The following is a 21,238-nucleotide window of genomic DNA, read 5'->3' on the forward strand; positions in this document are numbered from 1 at the left end:
CTCGGCCTCGGTCACGATCGATTCGGACCCGTACGAAAACGCAGGATCAACGATCTTGTTCCTGCGGACAGTCAACCCCCACAGCATGCGATCTCCCAGCATTCGCCCGGCCTCCCCCGACGGTGCGCGAGGACCCCAGTCGAAAAGGGGCCGGAGACCGTTACACGGATGCGGTACGCACATGGCTGGTCACCGGACCGCGAAAGATCGTGTTCCGAAACGGCGTTACCGTGCGCTACGGTCCGCCCACCACGGTGAGTGGGAGTGTTCCGAGGGGGAATCATGACTCTCCGCGAGTACTTCGCGGTATTCCGTGAGCGATGGGTCGTCGTGGTGGCCTGCGTTCTCGTCGGCGTGCTGGCCGCCCTCGTCTTGACGTTGCTGACGCCTCGGCGCTACTCGTCCGAGGCGATCTTCTACATCGCCACGCAGGGTGGCGATTCCGACGCATCGGCCGCATACGACGCGACCATGCTGGCGCGAGAGAAGATCGCTTCCTACGTCGAGTTGCTCGGCGATCCACGGGTCGGACAGGACGTGGTCGATCGTCTGAGGGACGTCGACGCCGCGTCGCCCGCGATCAGCGCGGAGACCGTGCCGGACACCTCTCTGATCCGGACAACCGTGACGGCCCGGTCACCGCAGCAAGCCCAGCGCGTGGCGGCAGCCGTGGGTGACGAGTTCGTCGTCCTGGTGGCACAGCTCGAGCAGCAGGCAGGAGCTCAGCCCGGTGCTCCCACGGTGGTGGCACGAGTCGTGCGACCGCCGTCGTTCTCCGCGTCCCCCGTATCCCCGTCCACCTCCTACGACCTGACACTGGGTCTCGCTGCCGGCCTCGTCCTTGGCCTTCTCACAGCCCTCGCGTGGCACCAGCTCGACAACACCGTGAAGTCGGGCGATGTGCTCGGCAAGATCGCGAAGGCGCCGGCTCTGGGGTCCGTCGTCGACGATCCGGCGTTCGCCGAGCATCCGGTCGGCGTGCACGAGAATTCGCAGTCGGCGTACGCTGAGGCCTACCGGCACGTTCGTACGAACCTCGGTTTCCTCGGGGTCGACAGCCCGCGAAAGATTCTCGTGGGGTCCAGCGCGCTTCCCGATGAGGGCAAGTCCGCGACGTTGTGCAACCTCGCGTCGGTCCTCGGCCAGGAGGGCTATCGAACGCTCCTCGTGAGTGCCGACCTCCGTCGCCCGAAGGTGGAGGCCTATCTCCAAATCGAGGCGGCGGTAGGGCTCACGACCATCCTCACAGGGCGCTCGACGCTCGATGACTGCGTGCAGCCCTGGGCTGGCGGAGAGTTCGACGTGCTCGCCGCCGGCGCACTCCCTCCCAACCCCAGCGAGATGCTGGGGTCGCGCAAGATGGCCGAGCTGATGACTGAGCTCCGCGAGCGCTACGACATCGTCCTCCTTGACGCACCGCCACTGATCCCCGTGACCGACGCGGTCGTCCTGGGGTCCCGCGCGGATGGTGTCATCCTCATGGCTCGCCACGGCGGTACGACGAAGAACGACCTGGGGCGAGCTCTCGCTCGCCTCGCCGCCGCCGACGTCCCCGTCGTCGGCACCATCCTGACCAGGGCGCCCGAGTCGCAACTGCGGCCTTACTGGGGCTATCTGGCCATCAGCGCGGCGGACGCCGAGGTACCCGCGTCCCGCTCGCTGCCGGAGGCGTTGCCGTCTGCGCCTGCCCACCAGCCCGACGCCCGCGCAGTGGGCGAGAGCGAGGACGTCGGCCACGACGGGTGGGAGCGCCACGAAGGTGACGGCGGCACGAACGGGTTCGAGGGTGCCCAACGGTTCGAGGACCACGTTACCGAGGAGCGGTTCGTGACGAACGGGGCCAGGACCGCCGCAGAGGAACGCGCTGCCTCCGTGCAGGCAGCCCCGCGACAAGTCCCCTCGCCGCGTCCCCGCATCCCGCTCGTGGCCCGGTCGGCAGGAGATGCCGCGACCACGGCGGTCGACGACAAGCCCTGAAGACACCGCGCCGAAGCCGGGACCGAATGGCGAGGGCGCCTACCGGCCAGAACCCACCCCGCAGGCGCATTTCTCGTGTATCGCTTGCTCATGGCGACATCGGCGGACACACTCGATGTCAAGGTCGGGTCAACGACGGCGCCCGACTCCGGGGCGCATTCCGCCGTTCCCGGTCGGCGACGGGCGAGGCAGGTGGTGACGTGAATGACTCGCCATCGCTTCCGTTCTCGGGAACAGACGACGCCGAATGTCGACCTCGACGCCGATCTTGATCTGTTCGAGGGTCTCGAGGGGAACGACGACCCGGATGCCGTACGCGCTGACGACGAACTGCTCGATCTCGTCGGTCGACTAGGCCGATCGATCGAGCCGCCTCCCCTGTTCTTTGGAGACAGGCGTCAGCGGGAGCTGGGGGGGCTGCTCGTGGCGTGGCGACGCGAAGCGCCGGCCGGCGAGGACCGACCTCGACCCGGGTTGACGGTCCGGCGGGTACGGCCGCCGTCCCGCGCGGGGCGGTCACCTCTCGTGGCCGCCGCGGCGGCGCTAGTCGTGATGGTCGGCGCCGCGAGCATCGCGGCCCGGCCCGAAGGGACACCGACCGGTGTCGGCACGGCGTGGGCTGCGCCGTCGACGACGGTCAGCGTGGAGATGGATGCGCTCGGGCGGATGAGGCCCTTCGGTATCGCCGAGCCCGGCTTTGCCGGCGGCTCCTCTGCGTGGCCCCGACGGGCTGACCCCATCCACGCGGAGGTGGTTCGGCCGGGCGATCGCGGGGCTGTCGGCGCGCCGCCGGGGGATCCGATCGCACCACCGGTCTCCGCCGATCCGGCGGCGTCCGATTCACCTCCGGGGTCTCCGCAGACGGACATCGTGGCCGGGACGCCGATCGCGCCGAACACGTCCGGGGGCGCCACCCGGCGACAGTCGCCGTCACCTGCACCGACAGGTCCCCCTGACTCCTTCGGTGAGGCTCATGCTGCTGGCGCCGAGGCTCCCTCCGGAGGCGGTTCGGCAGGGTCCGGGTCGACGACCGACAGCTCGTCCGTGGCCGACACCCCGGGGCAGGAGGATGCGGCCGGCGCAGACCCTCCGTCCGGCGACGCCGTCGGGAACGGGTCGAACGGGGAGGACGAGCCCGGCGGCACCGCCGCCAACGGCTCAGCACCGTCGGCCGACGACGAAAGCCCAGACGCGCCGTCCGGGGATGCGGTCAGGACACGGGTAGTCCCGTCGACCGATCTCAAGCGAACGCCGCGCGCTGTGCCGCCACACGATCCTCAGAGGACGAGCACGAGCGCGACGAACGCGACGACCAAGCCGACCAGTACGCCGACGACTGCGACGACGACGCCGGCGACCGCCGACCGCTGAGCGCTCGGCGGCATAGCAATGCGCTGTTCCATCCCACGAGAGACTCAGGAGCCCCTCATTGTTCGCGGACAGTTCCGGCTGGTCGGCGAAACGAATGCACGGGTCCGCGCTCTGTGCGGCGACGCCACCCCTCGTTGGTCCGGGATGCCTCTGAGCTCGGATTCGCTGCAGGACTTCCGACTTCGCGGACGCTCCGCCTCCGCACGCCACGCCCGGACTGTCCGCTGATCGATCGTGCCTCGCCATGCGCGGTCGATCACGGGTACCACGGTCCAGCCCAGCGCTGCTGCGCCGACTGCGACGATGACTGTCGATCTCCTCACGTGTCCCCCACGGCCGACGTACAAAGCACCACGGAGATGATGCGGGCGCTGGCATCGTGAGGGATCCCCGTCGTGTGCGGGGGGAACGAAACCGAATTGTGAAGGGCTGCCGTGGCGGGAAGGCGCGGACGACGCCAGCTCACCGATTCGGCGGCATACTGCTGCCGTGATCGACTCCTGGTCCCGCCGTGGCGCGCTGCGCCTCGCCGGGCGCCTCGGGCTGGCGACGGGCCTGGCCGCCGTCGCCGCGCCCGCCGCGTGCGCCGGGGCGGCCGCGCCGCCGGTGCCCGGCATCCCGGGCGACGTCCCGACGCCGGGTGGTGCGCCGCTGCGCACCGGCCCGGTGGTCGACGTTCGGGCCCTCGGCGCGCGGGGGGACGGGCGCGCGGACGACGCGCCGGCGTTCCGCGCCGCGCTCGTCGCGGCCGGGAGTTCGGACGGGCCGCGGACCGTCGCCGTGCCGGCGGGGCAGTACCGGCTGGTGCTGGGCGAGCCGTTGGCGGTGCCGGCCGGGGTGACCGTGGCCGGGGAGCCCGGACGGTCGTTTCTGCGTCCCGAGTCGGGCGGCGGCATCCTTGTCGGGCTGCTCGTCGACGCGCCGGGCGTGACGCTCGACGGGCTGGTCGTCGAGCGCCTGGCCGACGTCGAGACGGTGCTCGTGCGGCTGGGCCGCGCCGACGGGTTCCGGCTCTCCCGGTCGGTGTTGCTCGGGCACACCGAGGCGCTGACCACCTTCGCCCACGGCATCCAGGTGGGCACGGTGAACGACACGAGCACCGACCTCGCGATCACCGACTCCGCCGTCGCCACCACGACCTACGGGCTGTACCAGGCCAACGAGTCGCGGGCGGTCACCCAGCAGACGGTGGTGCGCGGCGCAACGTTCGTGCGCAACGCCAACACGGACCTCGAGTTCAACAGTCCCTCCGGCTCGTTCCGGAACGTCCTCGTCGAGGGCTGCACCTTCCGCGACAACGATTCCCCGGGCTTCGCGGTCGGGATCGCGTACTGCGCGGACGTGGTCGTGCGGGGCTGCACCATCGAGCGCTACCGGATGGAGGCCGTGCACGTCGAGGACTTCTCCACCGACGTGCTCGTCGAGGGCAACACGTTCACCGCGTGCGGGCTCCGGGAGTTCGCGCACGTCCAGATCATCAGCGGCGCGCGCCGGGTCACCGTCCGCGGCAACCGCCACGACGCGACGATGAACACCACCGCGATCCCGGTCGTCGGGGCGCTGGCCGGCGGCGACGCCCTCACGGCGGGCGGGCGCCCGCAGGACCCGCCGACCGAGGTCGTCGTCGAGGGCAACACGATGCGCTGCGGGCCGGCGGTGCGGGCGGTGGCCTTCGACGACGTGCCGGCCGGCGCGATCACCGGCAACCGGGTCGACGGCCCGGGCGTCGGGACGCTCGAGGGCGCCTTCGCGCTGCGCCGCTCCGGCGCGATCCGTGTCGCGGGGAACGTGCTCAATGGCTCCGCCACGTGAGTGAAATGGGTCGCCCCGGCGACCCATTTCACTCACGTGCGCGCAGCGCCTCCCAACGCGATCTTGGCCGCGGCGAGGACGTCGTCGGCGGAGCGTTCGGGTGAGGCGGAGTCGGTGGGCACGTCCTGCGCCCACCCGGTCCACGCCCGCCGCGACGCCTCGAGCCCCGGCAACAGCCCGTCCGCGTCCGGCGGCACGATCCACGCCCCGTCGACGTCGCGGAGGTTCTCGGCGATCCCCGCGCGGTCGGACACCACGACGTGCAGGCCCGCGACGCGCGCCTCGAGCGGCGTGAACCCGTAGACCTCCTCGAGCGAGGGCAGCACCAGGGTCTGCGTGGTCGCGAGGACCTCCACCACCCCGTCCTCGTCGAGGAACCCGCGGAAGTGCGCGCGGTCGGCGACGCCCAGGTCGGCCGCCTGCTGCCGCAGTGCGGGCAGCTCCACCCCGTCGCCCACCACGTCCAGCGTCGGCGACCCGTCCAGGCGCGCGAACGCCTCGACCAGCGCCCCCACGTTCTTCCGCGCGATCAGCTGGCCGACGTAGACGTAGCGGTGCCCGGGCGCGTCGGGGCCGGGACCTTCCCCCAGCCCGGCACGGATCTCGCGGGGGCGGTCGCCGAAGAGCCCCAGGTCGATGCTGTTGACCGACTCGACGATGCGCTCGGGCGCCACCCCGGACGCGATCGAGGCGTCGCGGGCGGCCGGGCCGGGGACGACGACCGCACCGGCGTGGGTGAACAGCCAGCGCCGCAGCCAGTCGACCGGTCCGCGCGCGAAGCGCCGGCTCGTCAGGGTGCTCTCGGAGAAGATCACGTACGGGACGCCGCGACGCACCGCGCGCAGCATCGTCCAGGCGCTGGCCAGCTGCGCCCAGGTCGGGATGACGATCACGTCGGCGCCGAGCACGGGGCGCGTGGCGCCGGGCCGCAGTACCGCCTGGTACGAGTCGAGGCCCGCCAGCGGGCCCCGACGGGGGATCTGCCAGCACGGCACCAGCGCGGACGCGTACCCGGGGTGCGGGCGGTAGCGGAAGTGGCGCTCCGGCTCCTCGGTGAACAGGAAGTGGACCGTCAGGTCGCCGCGCCGCGCGAGCTCGCAGAACAGCGGTTCACGGTAGGGAGCCTGCGCGTCGGTCATCCACGCGATCTCCATCGACACCTCGCCCCATGCTCAGTCAGCCTGCGTAACCTAACGATCGCGCACGACTTACGTCAGGATGGAGCAACATGCATCACTCTCGGAGTACTGCGGTGGTCGAGCTGGACCCGCTCGGGCACCGTTTGCGCTACGTCCGGTTGCTCTTCGACGTCCTCCCGCCTACGGAGCGTCTTCTCCTGGTCTCGCCCCGGGTGGCCGATTCGCCCGAGTTCGCCACGCACCTCGCCGGCCTCGAGACCGTCCGGCTGAGCAGCGACGACCACGACCGGGCCGTCCCCGAGGCGCTGGCCGCGGCGAGCGCCCGCGGCGCCGCGCACCTCGTGATCCCCGACGGCGACAAGGCCGTCCGCCCCCTGCTGCGCACCCTCCTGCGGGGCTCGCTCACCAAGGCCCGCCCGCGCCGACCCCGGGTCACCGTCCTGCTGATGCGTACCGCGCTGCCCGGCGGGCCCGAGCCGGCGACCGTCGGCATGGCGCTCAAGCCCGCGCTGGTCGCGGCGCTGCGCCGCCTGCCCGGCGTGCGGGTCCGCTTCCTCACCGACGCGTTCGGCGTCGTGACCCGCCGGCCCGGCTTCCCCGGCGTGCTGCCGGTCCGGGACCCGGTCACCCCGGTGGACGACATGCCGCCGGGACCGCGGACGAGCGGCCGCGCCCGCCTCGGCGTCCTCGGGGTGGTCAGCGCGCGCAAGAACGTGCCGGTGCTGGTGCGCGCCGCGGCCGCCCGCGACGACGTCGACGTCGTGCTCGCCGGGCGCTGCGAGCCCGACGTCCGCGCGTTCCTCGAGGCCGACCCGGACGCCGCCCGCCTGCGCGCCGGTGGCCGCCTGCACGTCGACGACCGCCTGCTCGACGAGGACGAGTTCGACGCCGCCCTGCGCTCGGTGGACGTCGCCGCGGTGCTGCACGACAACGACGCGCCGAGCGGGATCGTCGCCGAGTCCTGCGCGCGCGGGGTCCCCGTGCTCGGGCCCGACCGCGGCTGGATCGCGACCGTGCTGGAGGCCACGGGGTGCGGCGTGGGCGCCCGGGTCGACGACGTCGGGGACGTCGGGAGGGCGATCACCCGCGTGCTCGCGGACCGTGAGCACTATGTCGTCTCGGCGCAGAAGGCGGCGGGCTCGCTGGGGACCGACGACTTCGTCACGGGCCTCCTCGACGACCGAGCGTGATTCCGGCCCCGAGTGCGTTGACCCGATCGGGTAGCCTCGCTCTACGCTGAACGGCCGTGCCGCCCGGGCACGGACGACCGAGCAGGGGGTGACATGGCGCGGCCGACGCGGACCCTGTGGGGCTCGTTGACCGCCCCCACCCTGCCGCCGTTCGTCGCCGCCGCCACGATGCTCGCGACCCTGCCCCTGCTGCGTCCCGGGGTGTTCGGCGAGAGCACGGCGCTGGCGGGCTGCGCGGTCGCGGTGCTGGCCGCGATCGCCGCGCTCCTGCGCCGCGAGCGGGTGCGCGCCCGTCCGGTACCCGCGGTGCCGCTGCTCGTCGGCCTCGTCGCCGTCGCCTACCTGTGGATGGTCGGCCACGGGGCCGCGGTGTTCGCGCCGGACCGCGTGCGCGACCTCTTCCAGGACTTCGTGCTGACCATCGGCTCGCTCGTCGCCTTCGCGATCGTGCTGGCCGACCCGCGGGCCCGGCGGGCGGTGGCCCGGGGATTCGTGGTCGCGGTCGTCCTCGTCTGCGCGTCCTGGGTCGTCACCGCGCTGCTCTGGGGCGTCGCCGGCCTGGGCGCCGGGCAGCTCACCACCGTCCCGGTGGGCACCGTCGAGCTGCAGCCCGTCTACGTCCCCTTCACGATCAGCTACTCGACCAGCGAGGTGTTCGGGCTCGAGGTGCCGCGGCTGACCGGGTTCGGCCGCGAGTCGGGCTGGATGGCCATGTCCTGCGCGGCCGCGTGGTTCCTCACCGACGCCGTGGGCTACCGGGCGCACTGGGTGAAGGTGCTGATCCTCGCCGGGCTCGCCGGCACCCTGTCCACCGCCGGCTTCGGCGTCTTCGTCGTGGTGCTCGCGCTCGACGTCTTCCTGCGTCCGCGCGGCGGCATCGGGCTCGGCGGGTTCCTGCGCCAGATCGGCGGGCTCGCGGCGATCGCCGGCGCCGGGTGGGTGGCGCTCTACGCCCCGGTGCTCGGGCTGAGCGCCAAGCAGAGCTCCAACGAGACCTCGCTCGCGGAGCGCCAGGACGCCACGGACGCCGGCGTCCGCGCGCTCACCGAGTCCCCGCTCGGCGGGCTCGGCTCCGAGAAGCAGGCCGGGATCAACCTGGTCTCCGACATCGCCGTCAACGGGCTGCCGTTCGTCGTCCTCGTCTCGCTGGCGATCCTCGTGCCCGCGTTCGTGGCCCCGGGACGCGGCGCGGGCCGTCTCGGCCGGGCGGTCCCGGTCGCGCTCGTCGTCTTCCTGACCCTGCTCCTCTCCCAGCCCGCCGCCGCGTCGACCTGGGCGTTCGCGCTGGTCGCCGTCGCCTGCGCCGCCGAGGGGCTCACCACCGCGGAGCGCGCCGAGCCGGGCACGCCGGCCCTGGCGCGCTGGCACCGGTGGTGGGCCGGCCGTGCCGCAGCCGCGTCGTCGCCCACGCCCCCCGCCGTCCCGATCCCGTCCCCGGCCCGACCCCCCGCGGCCCTCGGAGGAGAACGTTCATGAGCGCGCGCGAGTACTGGACCGTCCTGCGCGAGGACCGCAAGCTCATCGCCGGTGTGCTGGTGCTGTGCCTGCTCGGCGCGGTGCTGCTCGACGTCCTGCTGCCGCGCACGTACACGTCGTCGGCGGTCTTCTACGTCGCGTCCGCGCAGCCCGAGTCGTCCTCGACCGACGCCTACTCGGGCGCGCAGCTGTCCACCGAGCGCGTGAAGTCCTACACCGAGCTGCTGCAGGGCCCCCGGGTCGCGCGGGACGCGTCGCTGCTGCTCGGGGGCGCCCCGACCGCCGACGAGATCCAGGGCGCGATCACCGCGAGCTCGGTGACCGAGACCGTCGTGCTGACCCTCGAGGTCACCGAGCGCTCGCCCGACCAGGCCCGCCTCGTGGCCGGTGCGGTGTCGACGGCGTTCACCCGGCTCGTCGGCACCATCGAGTCGACCGGCGGCGCGGTGAACCGGCCGATCGCGACGGCCGAGGTGATCCTCCCGCCGACCCTGCCCGACGAACCGTCCGGACCGCGCACCACGATCCTGTTCGCCGTCGCGCTGCTCGTGGGCCTCGTGCTCGGCGTCGGCGTCGCGCTCGCTCGGCGGGCGCTGCGGGACGCGGTCGACAGCCCGGACACCCTCGCCGAGCGCCTCGGCGGCCCGGTGCTCGGTGTCGTGCCCGCGCTGCGGCGGGCGCCGAGGTACCCGGCGCTGCTCGCCGAACCGCCGGTCGGGGCTCGTGGACGGGTCGCGCGACGGATGCGCGCCCGCGCCGAGTCCTACCGCCGGGCCCGGGCCGCCCTGCGGTCGGTCGCCGACGACCGCCGCTGCCTCGTGCTCACCGGCACCGGCCCGGACCAGGGCACCTCGACCGCCGCGGTCGACCTCGCCGTCGCCTTCGCCGCGTCGGGCGCCTCGGTGCTGCTCGTCGACGCCGACCTGCGGCACCCGACGCTCGCCGGCGCGCTCGCCCTCGACGCCCAGGTGGGCCTGCGCGAGGTCCTCGAGCAGGGCGTGGCGCTCGAGGCGGCGATCCAGCGCTGGTCGCGGGGCAGCATCGACGTCCTCACCGCCGGGGCGACCGGGTCCCGTCCGAGCGAGGTGCTCGTCGGCGGCCGCCTCGACGCGGTGCTGGCGACGCTGCGCGAGCGCTACGACCACGTCCTCATCGACACCCCGGCGGTCACCGACGCCGCCGACGCCGTCGACGTCGCCCGGCACGCCGACGGCGTCGTCCTCGTCTGCCGCCGCGGCAGCACGCGCCCCGACGACGTCGACGCCGCCGCGTCGGCGCTCGGCCTGGCCGGCGTCCCCGTGCTCGGCGCGCTCCTGACCTGGGCGACCGACGTCCGCGACGCCCCCGGCGGCGCGCGCCGGACGGTGCTGGCCCTGCCGTCGGGATCGTCGTCGACGCCGGAGGCGCCGGCGCCCGCTCCGGCACCCACCCCGGCCCCGGCACCCGTCGCGCCGGAACCCCCGGCGTGGTCCCCGGCGTCCGGGGCGCGCACGGTCCGGACGCGTCCGGAACCCCTGCCGAGCACCGACGGCGCCGGCGACCACCCGACGGCCCGGGTCCGCGCGCGCGGTGCCGCGCCGGAGGTGCACCCGACCCCGAAGCGGACCACCGCCGAGCGGGCGAGCGAGACGGTCCCCGAGCAGCCGTCGGAGGCCACGACGCCGCCGCCGCGGCCCCGCCGCCGCGCCACCCGCGGCACGATCACCGTGCCCGGCACGAACGGGCACCACGCCGACCAGGGTTAGGCCAGGAACTCGCGCAGCGCCTTGCCGACCGCGTCGGGCGCCTCCTCGGCCAGGAAGTGCCCGGCGTCGACCGGCCCGCCGCGCACGTCGTCGCCCCACTCGCGCCAGACGTCGAGGGGGTCGTACCAGCGGTTCAGCGCGCCGGTGGCGCTCCACAGCGCGAGCACGGGGCACCGCAGGCGGTGGGCGCCGCGGTCGGCCTCGTCGTGGGCGACGTCGATCTCGGTGGCGGCGCGGTACTGCTCGCAGATCGCGTGCACGCGGGCCGGGTCGCGGAAGGTGGCCGTGTAGCGCTCGCGCACCCACGGCGGGAAGGCAGCGGGGTCGTCGGACCAGGAGTCGAGCATGTGGTCGACGAGCGTCCGGGGCGCGCCCAGCACGAGCTGCTCGGGCACCGGCGCCGGCGCGGCCAGGAACGACCAGACCCAGTACCCGAGCGCGAACTCGCGGCCGGCGCGGGCGAACGCCTCGGCGGTCGGCACGACGTCGAGGACGGCGAGGCGGCCGACATGGTCGGGATGGTCGAGGGCCATGCGGTAGGCGCAGCGGGCACCGCGATCGTGGCCGGCGACGGCGAACCGGTCGTGGCCCAGGGCGCGCATGACGGCGAGCTGTTCGGCGGCGAGGGCGCGCATGGAGTGGTCGTCACCCGTGCCGGGGCCGCTGCCGCCGTAGCTGCGCAGGTCGGTGGCGACGACGGTCCACTGCTCGGCGAGCTCCGGGGCGAGGTGCCGCCACATGAGGTGGGTCTCGGGGATGCCGTGCAGGAGCAGCAGCGGTGGGCCGGACCCACCGACGCGGCCGTGGATCGTCGTGCCGCCGACGGTCACGTCGACGACGTCGAACCCCGGGAACAGCGACACGCCGGTCAACCTATGTGAGCGAACTTCGGGGCTATAGCCCCGAAGTTCGCTCACGTGGGGGCGGGGAGGGGCGCGCGGCGGGCGCGGCGGGCGACGACGCAGAGCAGGACGAAGATGATGACCTGGCTGACCACGTAGCCGGCGGCCGCCCAGACGGCGCCGCCGAGGGACGCCAGCACCAGCGTCGCCGCGAGCCCGAAGGCCAGGCCGACCGCGATGGCGGTCGCGACGCCCCGCTGGTGCCCGCGGGTCTGCGCGATGATCGCCGGCGGCTGGTTGAGCGTCACGACCGCCGCCCCGATCGCCAGCACCGCGAACACGGTGCCCGAGCGCGCGTACTCCTCGCCCAGTAGCAGCGGGATCAGCGGCGGCCCGGCCAGCGCGACGAGCAGCGGCGCGACGGCCAGCGCCGCGCCGACCTTGATCACGCGGCGCTCCTCGGCGTGCAGCGCGTCGGGGTCGGTGCCGGCTCGGGCGAGCCAGGGCGCGGCGACGAGCTGCAGCGACGTCGCGAGGAAGGTCAACGGGCCGATCAGGCGCCCGGCCGCCGCGTAGAGGCCGCCCTGGAACGCGCCGGCGCCGAGCGTCACGAGCGGGGTGTCGAGCTGCTGGGCCTGCGCGGCGAGGTTGGACAGGCCGAACCCTGCACCTCTCGGTCCTCGACGAGCTCCCCATGGTGATCGGGCGGCTGCTCGTCGCGGCCGCACTCGTGGCGTCGGTGTTCGCGCTGCGCCACGACGGCGAGGGCGTCGAGACGTTCCTGCTGATCGCCCTCCCCGGCCTCGGGCTCGTCGTGCTCGGGCGCATCGCCACGACCCGGTTCATCCTCGCCGCCCGCCGTCGCGGGGTGGTCGCCCACCGCACGCTCGTGGTCGGCGGTGGGCCCCTGGCCGCCGACGTGATCGAGATCCTCCAGCGCCACCCCCGCTACGGGCTCGCCGTCGCCGGGTTCCTCGACGACGGCCGACATCCCGCCGCGTCGGCGGTCGCCCCCCACGTGGGCGCCCTCGCCGATCTCGAGCACGTCGTCGTCGAGAACGGGATCGACGTCGTCCTGGTCGCCGGTGGGGAGTTCGACGAGGCCGACCTGCTCGACCGCGTCCGTAGCCCCGAGTGCGCCGGCTGCGATCTCCTGGTCGTCCCGCGCCTGCCCGCGGTCGTCACCCAGACCGGCACCGGTGACCACATCGGCTCGGTGCCGATCATGCGGATCCGCACGCCTCCGCTCCACGGCGTCAGCTGGGCGCTCAAGCGGGTCTTCGACGTCGTGGTCAGCGCGACGACGCTGGTGCTGATCGCGCCCGCCCTAGGACTGATCGCGCTGGCGGTGCGTCTCGAGGGCGGACCCGGTGTGATCTTCCGGCAGGCGCGGGTGGGCCGCGACGGCCGCGTGTTCGAGTGCCTGAAGTTCCGCTCGATGCGCCCGGCGGACGAGCGGGAGTCGGCGACGCAGTGGTCGATCGCGGGCGACGACCGTGTCGGTCCGGTCGGGCGGCTGCTGCGCCGGACGTCGCTCGACGAGCTGCCGCAGCTCTGGAACATCCTGCGCGGCGACATGACGCTGGTGGGGCCCCGTCCCGAGCGCCCGCACTTCGTGGAGAAGTTCTCCTCCGAGCACCCGCGCTACGACCAGCGGCACCGCGTCCCCTCGGGACTGACAGGTCTCGCCCAGGTCAGCGGCCTGCGCGGTGCCGACACCCCGATCTCCGACCGAGCGCGGTTCGACAACTTCTACATCGAGAACTGGTCGCTCTGGCTGGACGCGAAGGTGCTGCTCCGGACGATCAGCGAGATCCTCTTCGCGCGCGGGCGCTGATCGGATTGCGCGCTTCCCTCCATCCCGCCCGCTTCGCTAGCCTCTCGCGCTGGGTTGCTGATGTTCCGCTGCGGCGATCGGGACCCGAGTCGTCCAGGTCGGCAAGGGCGGGGGGCATTACTGTGCGGAGCGTCGGAGCATTTTCGAGAGCTCGAGTGCGGATACATTCCTTGTTCTCGTCGTCGCTGGAGCAGGGCGGCATCGTCTACACGCTTCGGAGGGCACTTCGCCAGTACGGTGTCGCCCACACCGGGCGGAAGATTCTCAGTGTCGCGCGTGACCCGTGGTTCGACCTACGCCACGGGACCGACACGTACGCGCAGGTCGATGTGCTCGAGCTCGAGGTGGTCGGCCCGAATCAGGCCCACGCCGTGCACTACGAGCCGACGTCGTACCACGAGCTCCGCCAGCTGTTCCGCCTCGTCGAGGTGCCTCGTGAAGGGACCTTCGTCGACCTCGGATGCGGCAAGGGCCTCGCCATGCTGATCGCATCAGATGCAGGATTCCGACGGGTGGTGGGGGTCGAGTTCTCGAAGACCCTGGTGGACGTCGCACGAGCGAACATCGCGAAGTATCGCGGCGGTCGCTCCGATCGGATCACGGTGGTGCATGCGGATGTCGCCGAGTACGAGCTCGACGACGACGAGACCGTGTTCTTCCTCTTCAATCCCTTCCGGGAGGAGGTCATGAAGGGATTCGTGCGCAATCTCGAGCAATCCCTGCAGCGAAGTGACCGGCAGGTCTGGGTGATCTACGTCCGTCCGGGCCAGCGTCACGTCCTGGACGCCAGCGACGTGTTCGTCTCGACCGACGAGTACCGGCTGACCCGCCTGCAGGTCGTCGTCTACAGCAATCGCTGAGGCGCCCGGTCCGCCTCCCGTGCTGCCCGTCGCGTACGAACTCCCCGGCGCGGTTCGTTCGCACGAGAACGGACGCCCTCCTCGAAGACCTCGTGTGTTGTTCGGGGTCGACGGCCCGTGTCCCGAGGACACGGGCCGCCGCCGCGTTCACCTCGGAGGCTCGATCCGCCGGATCAGGTCGTTGCCGGCCGCGTCGTGCCCGAACACCGCCCACAGCATCCGCGGCGTGACGAGAGCAGGAGGGATCGCGTCGTTCTGCGCCAGACCTGGGTGACCCGGAGCCGGCGCCACGAGCTCGTCCGGCACCGCCACGTCGCCCTCGATCCGCCCGCGCAACATGAAGATCGCCGAGCGGGCGGAGGCGCCGATCGCGTGGACGACGAAGTCCCAGTCGCCGCCCGCGAGCGCCGAGGTGAGGCCTGCCCACGCCCGTCCCCGAGGGTCGTCGATGCCCTCGAACCGTTCCGAGAGCAGAGCGGCGAGGCGGCTGATCCACCACGGTTCGTCGAAGCCGTCGCCGAGGCCGGGGGTGCCCTTCGGCGGCACCATCTCGGCGCGGGTGAACGTCCGGCCGTAGGCGTTGGCCACGAGCTCCGCGCAGTAGTAGCTCGGCTCGTCGACGGTGGCGGCCCAGGCCGTGGCGATGTCGGACGCCGCGGTGAACAGCGCCTCCGCGTGCTGCGACCGGTCCTCCTGGAGCTCGATCGCCCGCAGCGCGAGGGCGACCGCGACGAGCTTGACGAGTGAGAACGTCCCCTCCTGACCCGGTTCCGGGCGGAAGACGTCGAGGTAGGCGAGCGCCCGCCCGCGCAGCTGGTCCGGCATCGGGATGCAGTAGAGGTCGCGGTGCTTGTCCCACAGCTCGTGGAACGGGTCCCACCGGACACCGCCGATGTCGAACCCCTCGCCGTCGAGCTTCGTGGCGAGCGCGCTGGCCATGTGCGTCGCGGGGAGGTCCAGGTCACCGCGGGGATGCCGTACCGCGATGCCCGAGTGCGAGAAGCGCGTACCGTCCAGGGCCTCCATCATCTGACCCAGCGGTTCGCCGGGAATCTGGGTCACGAGGAGTAGGTCGCCCTGGCGCACGTCCTGTGGATCGATACCCCGGAAGGCCGTACGCTCTGCAGTTCCGGTCACGGTGTGTGTCCCTGGAGGCTCGTTGTCATCGTCGGACGGCATCCGCATCCGCGTGCTGGGCGAGGTCGCCCTCGAGGGCGCGTCCGGCGAGACCGGACGTCCCGGACGGCGACTGCGCACCCTCCTCGCCCTCCTCGCCTCCGCGTGCCGGGGCACCGTCGCGATGCCCGCCCTCATCGACGAGATCTGGGGCGAGGATCTTCCCGAACGTCCCGACGGTGCTCTGCAGGTGCTCGTCAGCCGGTTGCGGCGCGAGGCCCCGGACGAGGGGACCCGGCTGCCGATCCCGCCGATCGGCGAGACCTACCGCCTCGACCTCCCGCGCGAGGCCGTCGACCTCCACCGTTTCCACGACGACGCCGCGGCCGCCCTCGCCGCCGATGCGACCCGCGACACCGTCCTCGAGAAGGGCGCGGCCGCCCTCGCCGTCTGGCGTGGCGAGCCGTTCGCCGGCACGCCGGTCGGCCCGCGGCTCGACGCCGAGCGCACCCGGGCCCTCGACCGGCGGCTGCGGCTGCTCGAACGCATGGGTGCCGCGCTGCTCGACCTCGACCGGCCGGCCGAGGCCGTCGACCTCGTCGCGGGCGACCTCGCCGCCGACCGCTCCCGCGAGCGCCTCGCCGTCGTCGCCGCGTCCGGCCTGCACCGGCAGGGCCACACCGGCGAGGCCCTCGAGGTGCTCGCCGCCACGCGCCGCTACCTGCACGACGAGTACGCCGTCGCGCCCGGCGCGGAGATCGAGGACCTCACCCTGCGCCTGCAGGCCCCGGCGCCCAGCCGCGCGCCCCGGGCGACGCTGCTCGGCCGCGAGGACGAGCTCGGCGCCGTCCGCGCCCTCGTCGACGCCCCCGGCCAGGGCGCCGTCCTGCTGGTGACCGGCGAGGCCGGCATCGGCAAGACCGCCCTGCTGCGCGCCGCCCGCGACGAGGCGCAGGCGGCGGGAGCGGTGATCGGCGGCGGGACCTGCGACGCCGGCTCGCCGCCGTGGACGGCGTGGGCCGAGGCGCTCGCCGACCTGGGCGTCGACCCCGTGCACCCCGCCGAGCCCGCGCCCGGCCGGGCCCTGCGCGAACGGCTCGCCGGCGTCTCGGGTCCCGTGCTCGTCACGCTCGACGACGCCCACCTCGCCGACTCGGTGACCCTCGCCGCCCTGCGCGGCCTCGCGCGCCTCGGGCTGCCCGCCGGCGTCGTCGTGCTCGTCGCCGCCCGCGAGCCCGACAGCCAGGTCCACCCCGGCTGGGGCGCGACGCACGCCGAGCTCTCGCTGCTCGACGGCGTCACCGACCTGCGCCTGCCCGAGCTCGCCCGCGCCGCCGTGCGCGGCCTCGTCGTGCGCGACCTCTCCGGCCTCGCACCCGACGGCGCCGAGCGGGTCGCGACCGCGCTCTGGGAGCGCACCCACGGCCACGCCCTGCACGTCGCCGCGCTCATCGAGTCGCTGTCCGGCCTCGACGAGCCCGACGGGGAGAAGGCGTGCGACGAGCTCGCCACCGCCATCCCCGGGCGCCTGCGGCCCCTGCTCGACCACCAGCTCGCCGGCCTCGGTCCCGACGCCCGGGAGGCCCTCGAGGCGCTGGCGGTGCTCGCCCCGCTCTCGCTGCCCGAGCTGGGGGAGGTGCTCGAGGCGACGCCGCGGTCGCTGTCGACGCGGCTGCGGGTCGCCGCCGACCGCGGGCTGCTCGCCGCCACCGCCGACGGGTTCGCCTTCCGGCACGCCCTGACCCGCGACGCCGTGCTCGACGCCGTCCCGCCGGCGAGCGCGCAGGCGCTGCACGACGCCCGGTACCGCCTCCTGGTCGAGGCGGGCGACGCGGAGCCCTTCACGCTGCTGCGCCACGCGGTCGGGTCCGGGCCGCTGGTCCCGACGCGCGACCTCGGCGACGCCCGGCTCGCGGCGGGCGCGGCCGCGTACCGCCAGGGCGCGCTCGAGGAAGCCCTCGTCCAGCTGGACGCGGTGCTCGAGACGTCGTGGCCCAGCACCGTCGCGCTGTACCGGGGGCTGGTGCTGGAAGCGCTCGGACGCCATGACGACGCCGACGAGGTGCTCGACGAGGTCGTCGAAACGGCCGCGACGTTCCCCGTCGAGGAGGGCGAGGCCGCGCCGGACCCCCGCCAGGTCGACGACGCGGTGGTCGCCGCCGTCGGGCACGACGCCATGGGGATCAGCGTCGCCGGGCGCCCCCGACGCGCCCGGCGACTCCGGCGCGCCCGGACGCTGCCGCTCTCCGACCGGCAGCGCGCCGAGGTGCTGCGCAGTCTCATCCTGGAGGAGGAGCAGCTCCACGGCGACGTGGGAGACCCGACCGCCCTGCCCGAGCTGCTGGCCCTCGCCGCGCACGGGCTCGACGACCGGCGCCTGCTCGCCGGCGTCCGCGTGCTCGAGGCCAACCACCTCGTCGACGCGCCGGTGCCCGCCACCCAGCGGCTCGCGGTCTGCGAGCAGGCCTGCCGGCTCGCCGCCGAGACGGGCGACGTCGCCGTGTGGTTCGAGGCCGAGGAGCTGCGCATCGCCGCGCTGCTCGCCACCGGGCGCCAGGACGAGGCCCTCGCCGCGCGCCGCGACCTCGAGCCGCTCGCCGTCGACCGCCACCGCCCCCGGACGATGTGGATGGTCTCGCTGCTCGACGCCGGGCTCACCCTCGCCCGCGGCGACACCGCCGAGGCCGACGAGGCCGCCCTCGCCGCCCTGCACCGGGGCCAGGAGCTGGGGCTGCCCGACGCCGTCGGCGCCTACGGCGTGCACCTGCTCGTCCGGCACCTGCTGTCCGGCACCCTGCCCTCGCTGCAGGGCCTGCCCGCCGGCGCCGCGTCGATGTACCCGCTGGTCGCCGCCTGGTCGGCCGCCGCCGCAGTGGACGCCGCCGTCGCCGGGGACCTCGCCACCGCCGCCGACCACCTCGCCGACTGGCACCGCAAGCGCGAGGGGCGCGAGGGCGCGCTGTTCGACCGCCCCGGGCTCTGCCTCGCCGCCTGCGCGGCCTTCGCGCTCGGCGACGTCCCGACCGCCGAGGTGGCCCGCCGGGACCTGCCTCCCGACGCCGACGCGGTGGTGGTGGTCGGTATCGGCTCGGCCACCTTCGGGCCGATCACGCTCTACCAGGGCCTCGCCGCCGCCGTGCTCGGTGAGCGCGCCGAGGCCCGCAAGCTGCTCACCCAGGCCGCGGCCCTCGCCGACGGACTCGGCTGGGCACCCTGGGCCGACGCCGCGCGCGGGTTCGCCCGTCTCGTCCGCGGGCTCGGCACGGGAAGCGGGGCGGGGCGCCCGGCGGGAGTCCCCACCCTGCCGCCGGACGCCCGTCCGCTCGGGCTGCTCCCGCCGTCCTGACGTACCCCCCTCGCCAGGCCTGACCGGACCGTCACCCGTGGCCCCGGGCCCGGGATGACGGCGGCCCTCGCGGGCGCGCGAGACGATCGACACCGGCTCGCCTCCCCCTGCCGTCGGGCCCCGAGGCCCGTGGTGGAGATCAAAGCCGGTGCCGCTTTCAGGCTCCTTTCGCCGCTGCCCGGCGACGACGTCGCCGGCGTGGTCCGAATGGGCTAGCGCCGGACAAGGGCTAGCCGTACGCGACCCACGTCGTCGCAGGCCCGTGGTTGACCGCCACCTGGTTACGTTCCGCGGACATCGTCCGGGCTTCATTCATCCCTTGCGCTGCGCCGACCGTGACAGACGGAGCTCCCTCGTCCAGCCCATTCGGTGAGGTGTGCTGGCGTTTCCCGGGCTCCTCTTACCCCAACCGCGCTAGATGGCCTGGTCGTTCGTTCAGGGGGTGCGGGGCTGTCGCGGTCACTAGGTCGTCGCAGTCCGGAATGTTACACCGCCGTACTGCGATCTAGACCACAGAGAGCTGAACGGGTGAAGGCGCATCATGCTTTACGGCGTGTCCGAATGACACGCCGTACGAGCCCGATACGGCGTGTGTAACGACTCCGCAGCGGCCACGCGATAGCGGGACAAGTCCGCCGGGTTCGAAGTTCAACGACGAGCTTCCCTGGCGGGACAGTCGGTCGGGTGGCTTTTCACCACTCGTCACCATCCGGGGGGACCGCGAAGTGAGCAGTGGCGTCGACATAGCGGAATCGATCGAGCCGGCCGTCCGCCGACTCTCCAGCTCCACCGAGCGTGACCAGTCGGCGATCGTGCGGGAGCGCTCGCTCACCCTGGTCCCGGCGCAACGGACGATCTCCTCGGTCACCCCCGAGCCGCTGCCCGCCGCTCGGCCTCTCGCCGGCATCCGCTCCGGTCGCGGGATCGCCGCCTGGATGGTCGTGCCGCCGGTCGACGCCGTGATGCTGCTGCTGCCGCTGCTGTGGGCTCCGCTGAACACCAAGGCGGTCCTGCTCATGGCCGTCGTTGCGATGGTCCTGCTCAACGGCACCGGCCGCTTCCGTGCCCGTCTGCACCTCAGCGTGCTCGACGAGCTGCCGACGCTGGTCGGACGCCTGCTCACCGCGGCCGCCGTCGTCGGCACGCTCTTCGCGCTGTGGAACACCCAGCAGGAGGTCGCGCCCTTCCTCGCGATGATGTCGGGGACGATCGGCCTGGTCATCGCCGGTCGCGTGGTCACCACCCAGATCATCCTCACGGCGCGCAAGCGACGCCTCGTCGCGCACCCGACGATCATCATCGGTGGGGGCGAGCGTGCGGCGGAGATGGCGACCCTCCTGCAGCGCTACCCGCAGTACGGCCTCGCGCCGGTCGGGTTCGTCGACGACGGGACATACTGCGCCGCCAACCCCGTCCTCCCGCGCCTCGGCCGGGTCGACGACCTCGACCTCGCCGTCGCGGCGTCCGGCGCCGACGTGATCCTCATGGCTGACGGCGACATCTCCGAGGCCGATCTGCTCGACGTCGTGCGCCGCCCCGACTGCCTCGACTGTGACCTGCTGGTCATCCCGCGCCTGCCGCAGTTCCACACCCAGGCCGGCGTGGTCGACCACATCGGCTCGGTCCCGGTGATGCGCATCCGCACCCCGAAGCTCGAGGGCCCTGCGTGGGCCGTGAAGCGCGCCTTCGACATCGTGGTCAGCGGTCTGCTGCTCCTGCTGCTCGCGCCGGTGATGGTGGCCTGCGCCGTGGCCGTGCGGTGGGAGGGTGGCCCCGGCTTCATCTTTCGTCAGGACCGCGTGGGCCGCGACGGACAGCTCTTCTCGTGCCTCAAGTTCCGCTCGATGAAGCCCGCGACGTCGGCCGAGTCGGCCACGCAGTGGAACATCGCGCAGGACAAGCGGGTCGGGCCAGTGGGCAAGGCCCTGCGTCGCTCCTCGCTCGACGAGCTCCCGCAGCTCTGGAGCATCCTCAAGGGCGACATGACCCTCGTCGGTCCGCGGCCCGAGCGGCCCCACTTCGTCAGCCAGTTCTCGGCCGAGATCGACCGCTACGACCACCGTCACCGCGTCCGCGCCGGTCTCACCGGTCTGGCCCAGGTCAGCGGGCTCCGGGGTGACACGCCGATCACCGACCGCGCCCGGTTCGACAACTACTACATCGAGAACTGGTCGCTCTGGCTGGACGCGAAGGTCCTCCTCCGGACCTTCGGCGAGGTCCTGTTCGCCAAGGGCCGCTGAGACGGGCCCGCTCGGCGACTGCCCTCCGCGCCACTCGCCGAGGCAGTGGACCGGCGATCCGGTCACCCAGCCCGCTCGTCGCTCGTTCGAGCGACTGTCACTGCAATCTTTACTCCCGGTGGCCTACCGTCCGCGGCCAACATCCCCAAGGGGGTCACGGAATGGTCTCGCCCTCGTTGGGGCATATAACGGACCGCAGCTTCGAGGGGGAAGCCGTCCGTCGCGCCGGAGTCGTCGCGAGCGGCGGGATGTGGGCGTCCTGACGGGCGCTCAGCAGTCGGACATGG

General features: G+C 73.6%; 14 protein-coding genes. 10 read left to right on the forward strand and 4 right to left on the reverse strand.

Features of this window, described 5'->3' with window-relative positions; translation table 11 throughout:
• Positions 1 to 282: 282 nt before the first annotated feature.
• From ACFPK1_RS27225 to ACFPK1_RS27235, 3 genes are all read left to right on the forward strand, one after another.
• Positions 283 to 1,977 (forward strand): tyrosine-protein kinase domain-containing protein, encoded by a 1,695-nt coding sequence (locus tag ACFPK1_RS27225; RefSeq protein WP_378024091.1) that lies wholly within the window; start codon positions 283 to 285, stop codon positions 1,975 to 1,977.
• 204 nt (positions 1,978 to 2,181) lie between these two features.
• Positions 2,182 to 3,348, forward strand: coding sequence for a hypothetical protein (locus ACFPK1_RS27230; RefSeq protein WP_378024092.1), 1,167 nt, complete (start codon positions 2,182 to 2,184; stop codon positions 3,346 to 3,348).
• Positions 3,349 to 3,837: 489 nt separating this feature from the next.
• Complete coding sequence (locus ACFPK1_RS27235; RefSeq protein WP_378024093.1) at positions 3,838 to 5,160, forward strand: right-handed parallel beta-helix repeat-containing protein; 1,323 nt, start codon at positions 3,838 to 3,840, stop codon at positions 5,158 to 5,160.
• A 32-nt stretch (positions 5,161 to 5,192) separates the two neighbouring features.
• Here ACFPK1_RS27235 and ACFPK1_RS27240 read toward each other — a convergent pair whose 3' ends face one another.
• Complete coding sequence (locus ACFPK1_RS27240; RefSeq protein ID WP_378024094.1) at positions 5,193 to 6,314, reverse strand: glycosyltransferase; 1,122 nt, start codon at positions 6,312 to 6,314, stop codon at positions 5,193 to 5,195.
• Between the two features lie 98 nt (positions 6,315 to 6,412).
• Here ACFPK1_RS27240 and ACFPK1_RS27245 point away from each other — a divergent pair, with 98 nt between their 5' ends.
• From ACFPK1_RS27245 to ACFPK1_RS27255, 3 genes are all read left to right on the forward strand, one after another.
• Entirely contained in the window at positions 6,413 to 7,489 is a 1,077-nt protein-coding gene (locus tag ACFPK1_RS27245; protein WP_378024095.1) for a glycosyltransferase family protein, read from the forward strand.
• 93 nt (positions 7,490 to 7,582) lie between these two features.
• Positions 7,583 to 8,965: a hypothetical protein gene (locus ACFPK1_RS27250; protein ID WP_378024096.1), complete on the forward strand. Its 1,383-nt coding sequence runs from the start codon at positions 7,583 to 7,585 to the stop codon at positions 8,963 to 8,965.
• Positions 8,962 to 10,710, forward strand: coding sequence for a tyrosine-protein kinase domain-containing protein (locus ACFPK1_RS27255; RefSeq protein WP_378024097.1), 1,749 nt, complete (start codon positions 8,962 to 8,964; stop codon positions 10,708 to 10,710). Before ACFPK1_RS27250 ends, ACFPK1_RS27255 begins: the two co-directional genes overlap by 4 nt.
• On the opposite strand, the gene ACFPK1_RS27260 is transcribed toward ACFPK1_RS27255, so the two are convergent.
• Positions 10,707 to 11,573 carry an alpha/beta fold hydrolase gene (locus ACFPK1_RS27260; RefSeq protein WP_378024098.1) on the reverse strand — a complete coding sequence of 289 codons (867 nt, stop codon included), beginning with the start codon at positions 11,571 to 11,573 and terminating at the stop codon, positions 10,707 to 10,709. The two genes, ACFPK1_RS27255 and ACFPK1_RS27260, sit on opposite strands and share 4 nt — an antisense overlap.
• A 50-nt stretch (positions 11,574 to 11,623) precedes the next feature.
• The gene (locus ACFPK1_RS27265; RefSeq protein WP_465252231.1) at positions 11,624 to 12,280 is read right to left on the reverse strand and encodes a lipopolysaccharide biosynthesis protein; all 657 of its coding nucleotides are present in this window, start codon (positions 12,278 to 12,280) and stop codon (positions 11,624 to 11,626) included.
• Here ACFPK1_RS27265 and ACFPK1_RS27270 point away from each other — a divergent pair.
• Together ACFPK1_RS27270 and ACFPK1_RS27275 are read left to right on the forward strand one after the other, a co-directional pair.
• A complete protein-coding gene (locus ACFPK1_RS27270; RefSeq protein ID WP_378024132.1) occupies positions 12,217 to 13,389 on the forward strand; it encodes a sugar transferase in 1,173 nt (390 codons plus the stop codon). The genes ACFPK1_RS27265 and ACFPK1_RS27270 overlap by 64 nt on opposite strands.
• Before the next feature lie 170 nt (positions 13,390 to 13,559).
• Positions 13,560 to 14,249: a methyltransferase domain-containing protein gene (locus tag ACFPK1_RS27275; protein ID WP_378024100.1), complete on the forward strand. Its 690-nt coding sequence runs from the start codon at positions 13,560 to 13,562 to the stop codon at positions 14,247 to 14,249.
• Positions 14,250 to 14,396: 147 nt separating this feature from the next.
• Here ACFPK1_RS27275 and ACFPK1_RS27280 read toward each other — a convergent pair whose 3' ends face one another.
• A complete protein-coding gene (locus ACFPK1_RS27280) occupies positions 14,397 to 15,311 on the reverse strand; it encodes a hypothetical protein (RefSeq protein WP_378024101.1) in 915 nt (304 codons plus the stop codon).
• A 97-nt stretch (positions 15,312 to 15,408) separates the two neighbouring features.
• Between ACFPK1_RS27280 and ACFPK1_RS27285 the strand changes: the two genes are divergently transcribed.
• Both ACFPK1_RS27285 and ACFPK1_RS27290 read left to right on the forward strand, forming a co-directional pair.
• The gene (locus ACFPK1_RS27285) at positions 15,409 to 18,711 is read left to right on the forward strand and encodes an ATP-binding protein (protein ID WP_378024102.1); all 3,303 of its coding nucleotides are present in this window, start codon (positions 15,409 to 15,411) and stop codon (positions 18,709 to 18,711) included.
• A 725-nt stretch (positions 18,712 to 19,436) separates the two neighbouring features.
• Positions 19,437 to 20,951 (forward strand): sugar transferase, encoded by a 1,515-nt coding sequence (locus tag ACFPK1_RS27290; RefSeq protein WP_378024103.1) that lies wholly within the window; start codon positions 19,437 to 19,439, stop codon positions 20,949 to 20,951.
• The last annotated feature ends 287 nt before the right edge of the window (positions 20,952 to 21,238 follow it).

Source organism: Actinomycetospora rhizophila (genome assembly GCF_042657905.1).
Taxonomy (GTDB): Bacteria; Actinomycetota; Actinomycetes; order Mycobacteriales; family Pseudonocardiaceae; genus Actinomycetospora; species Actinomycetospora rhizophila.

What these genes read in the sequence shown, in the direction of transcription:
- ACFPK1_RS27225 (WP_378024091.1), top strand. Translation starts at nt 283, where the DNA reads ATGACTCTCCGCGAGTACTTCGCGGTATTCCGTGAGCGATGGGTCGTC.
- ACFPK1_RS27230 (WP_378024092.1), top strand. Translation starts at nt 2,182, where the DNA reads ATGACTCGCCATCGCTTCCGTTCTCGGGAACAGACGACGCCGAATGTC.
- ACFPK1_RS27240 (WP_378024094.1), bottom strand. Translation starts at nt 6,314, where the DNA reads ATGGAGATCGCGTGGATGACCGACGCGCAGGCTCCCTACCGTGAACCG.
- ACFPK1_RS27250 (WP_378024096.1), top strand. Translation starts at nt 7,583, where the DNA reads ATGGCGCGGCCGACGCGGACCCTGTGGGGCTCGTTGACCGCCCCCACC.
- ACFPK1_RS27255 (WP_378024097.1), top strand. Translation starts at nt 8,962, where the DNA reads ATGAGCGCGCGCGAGTACTGGACCGTCCTGCGCGAGGACCGCAAGCTC.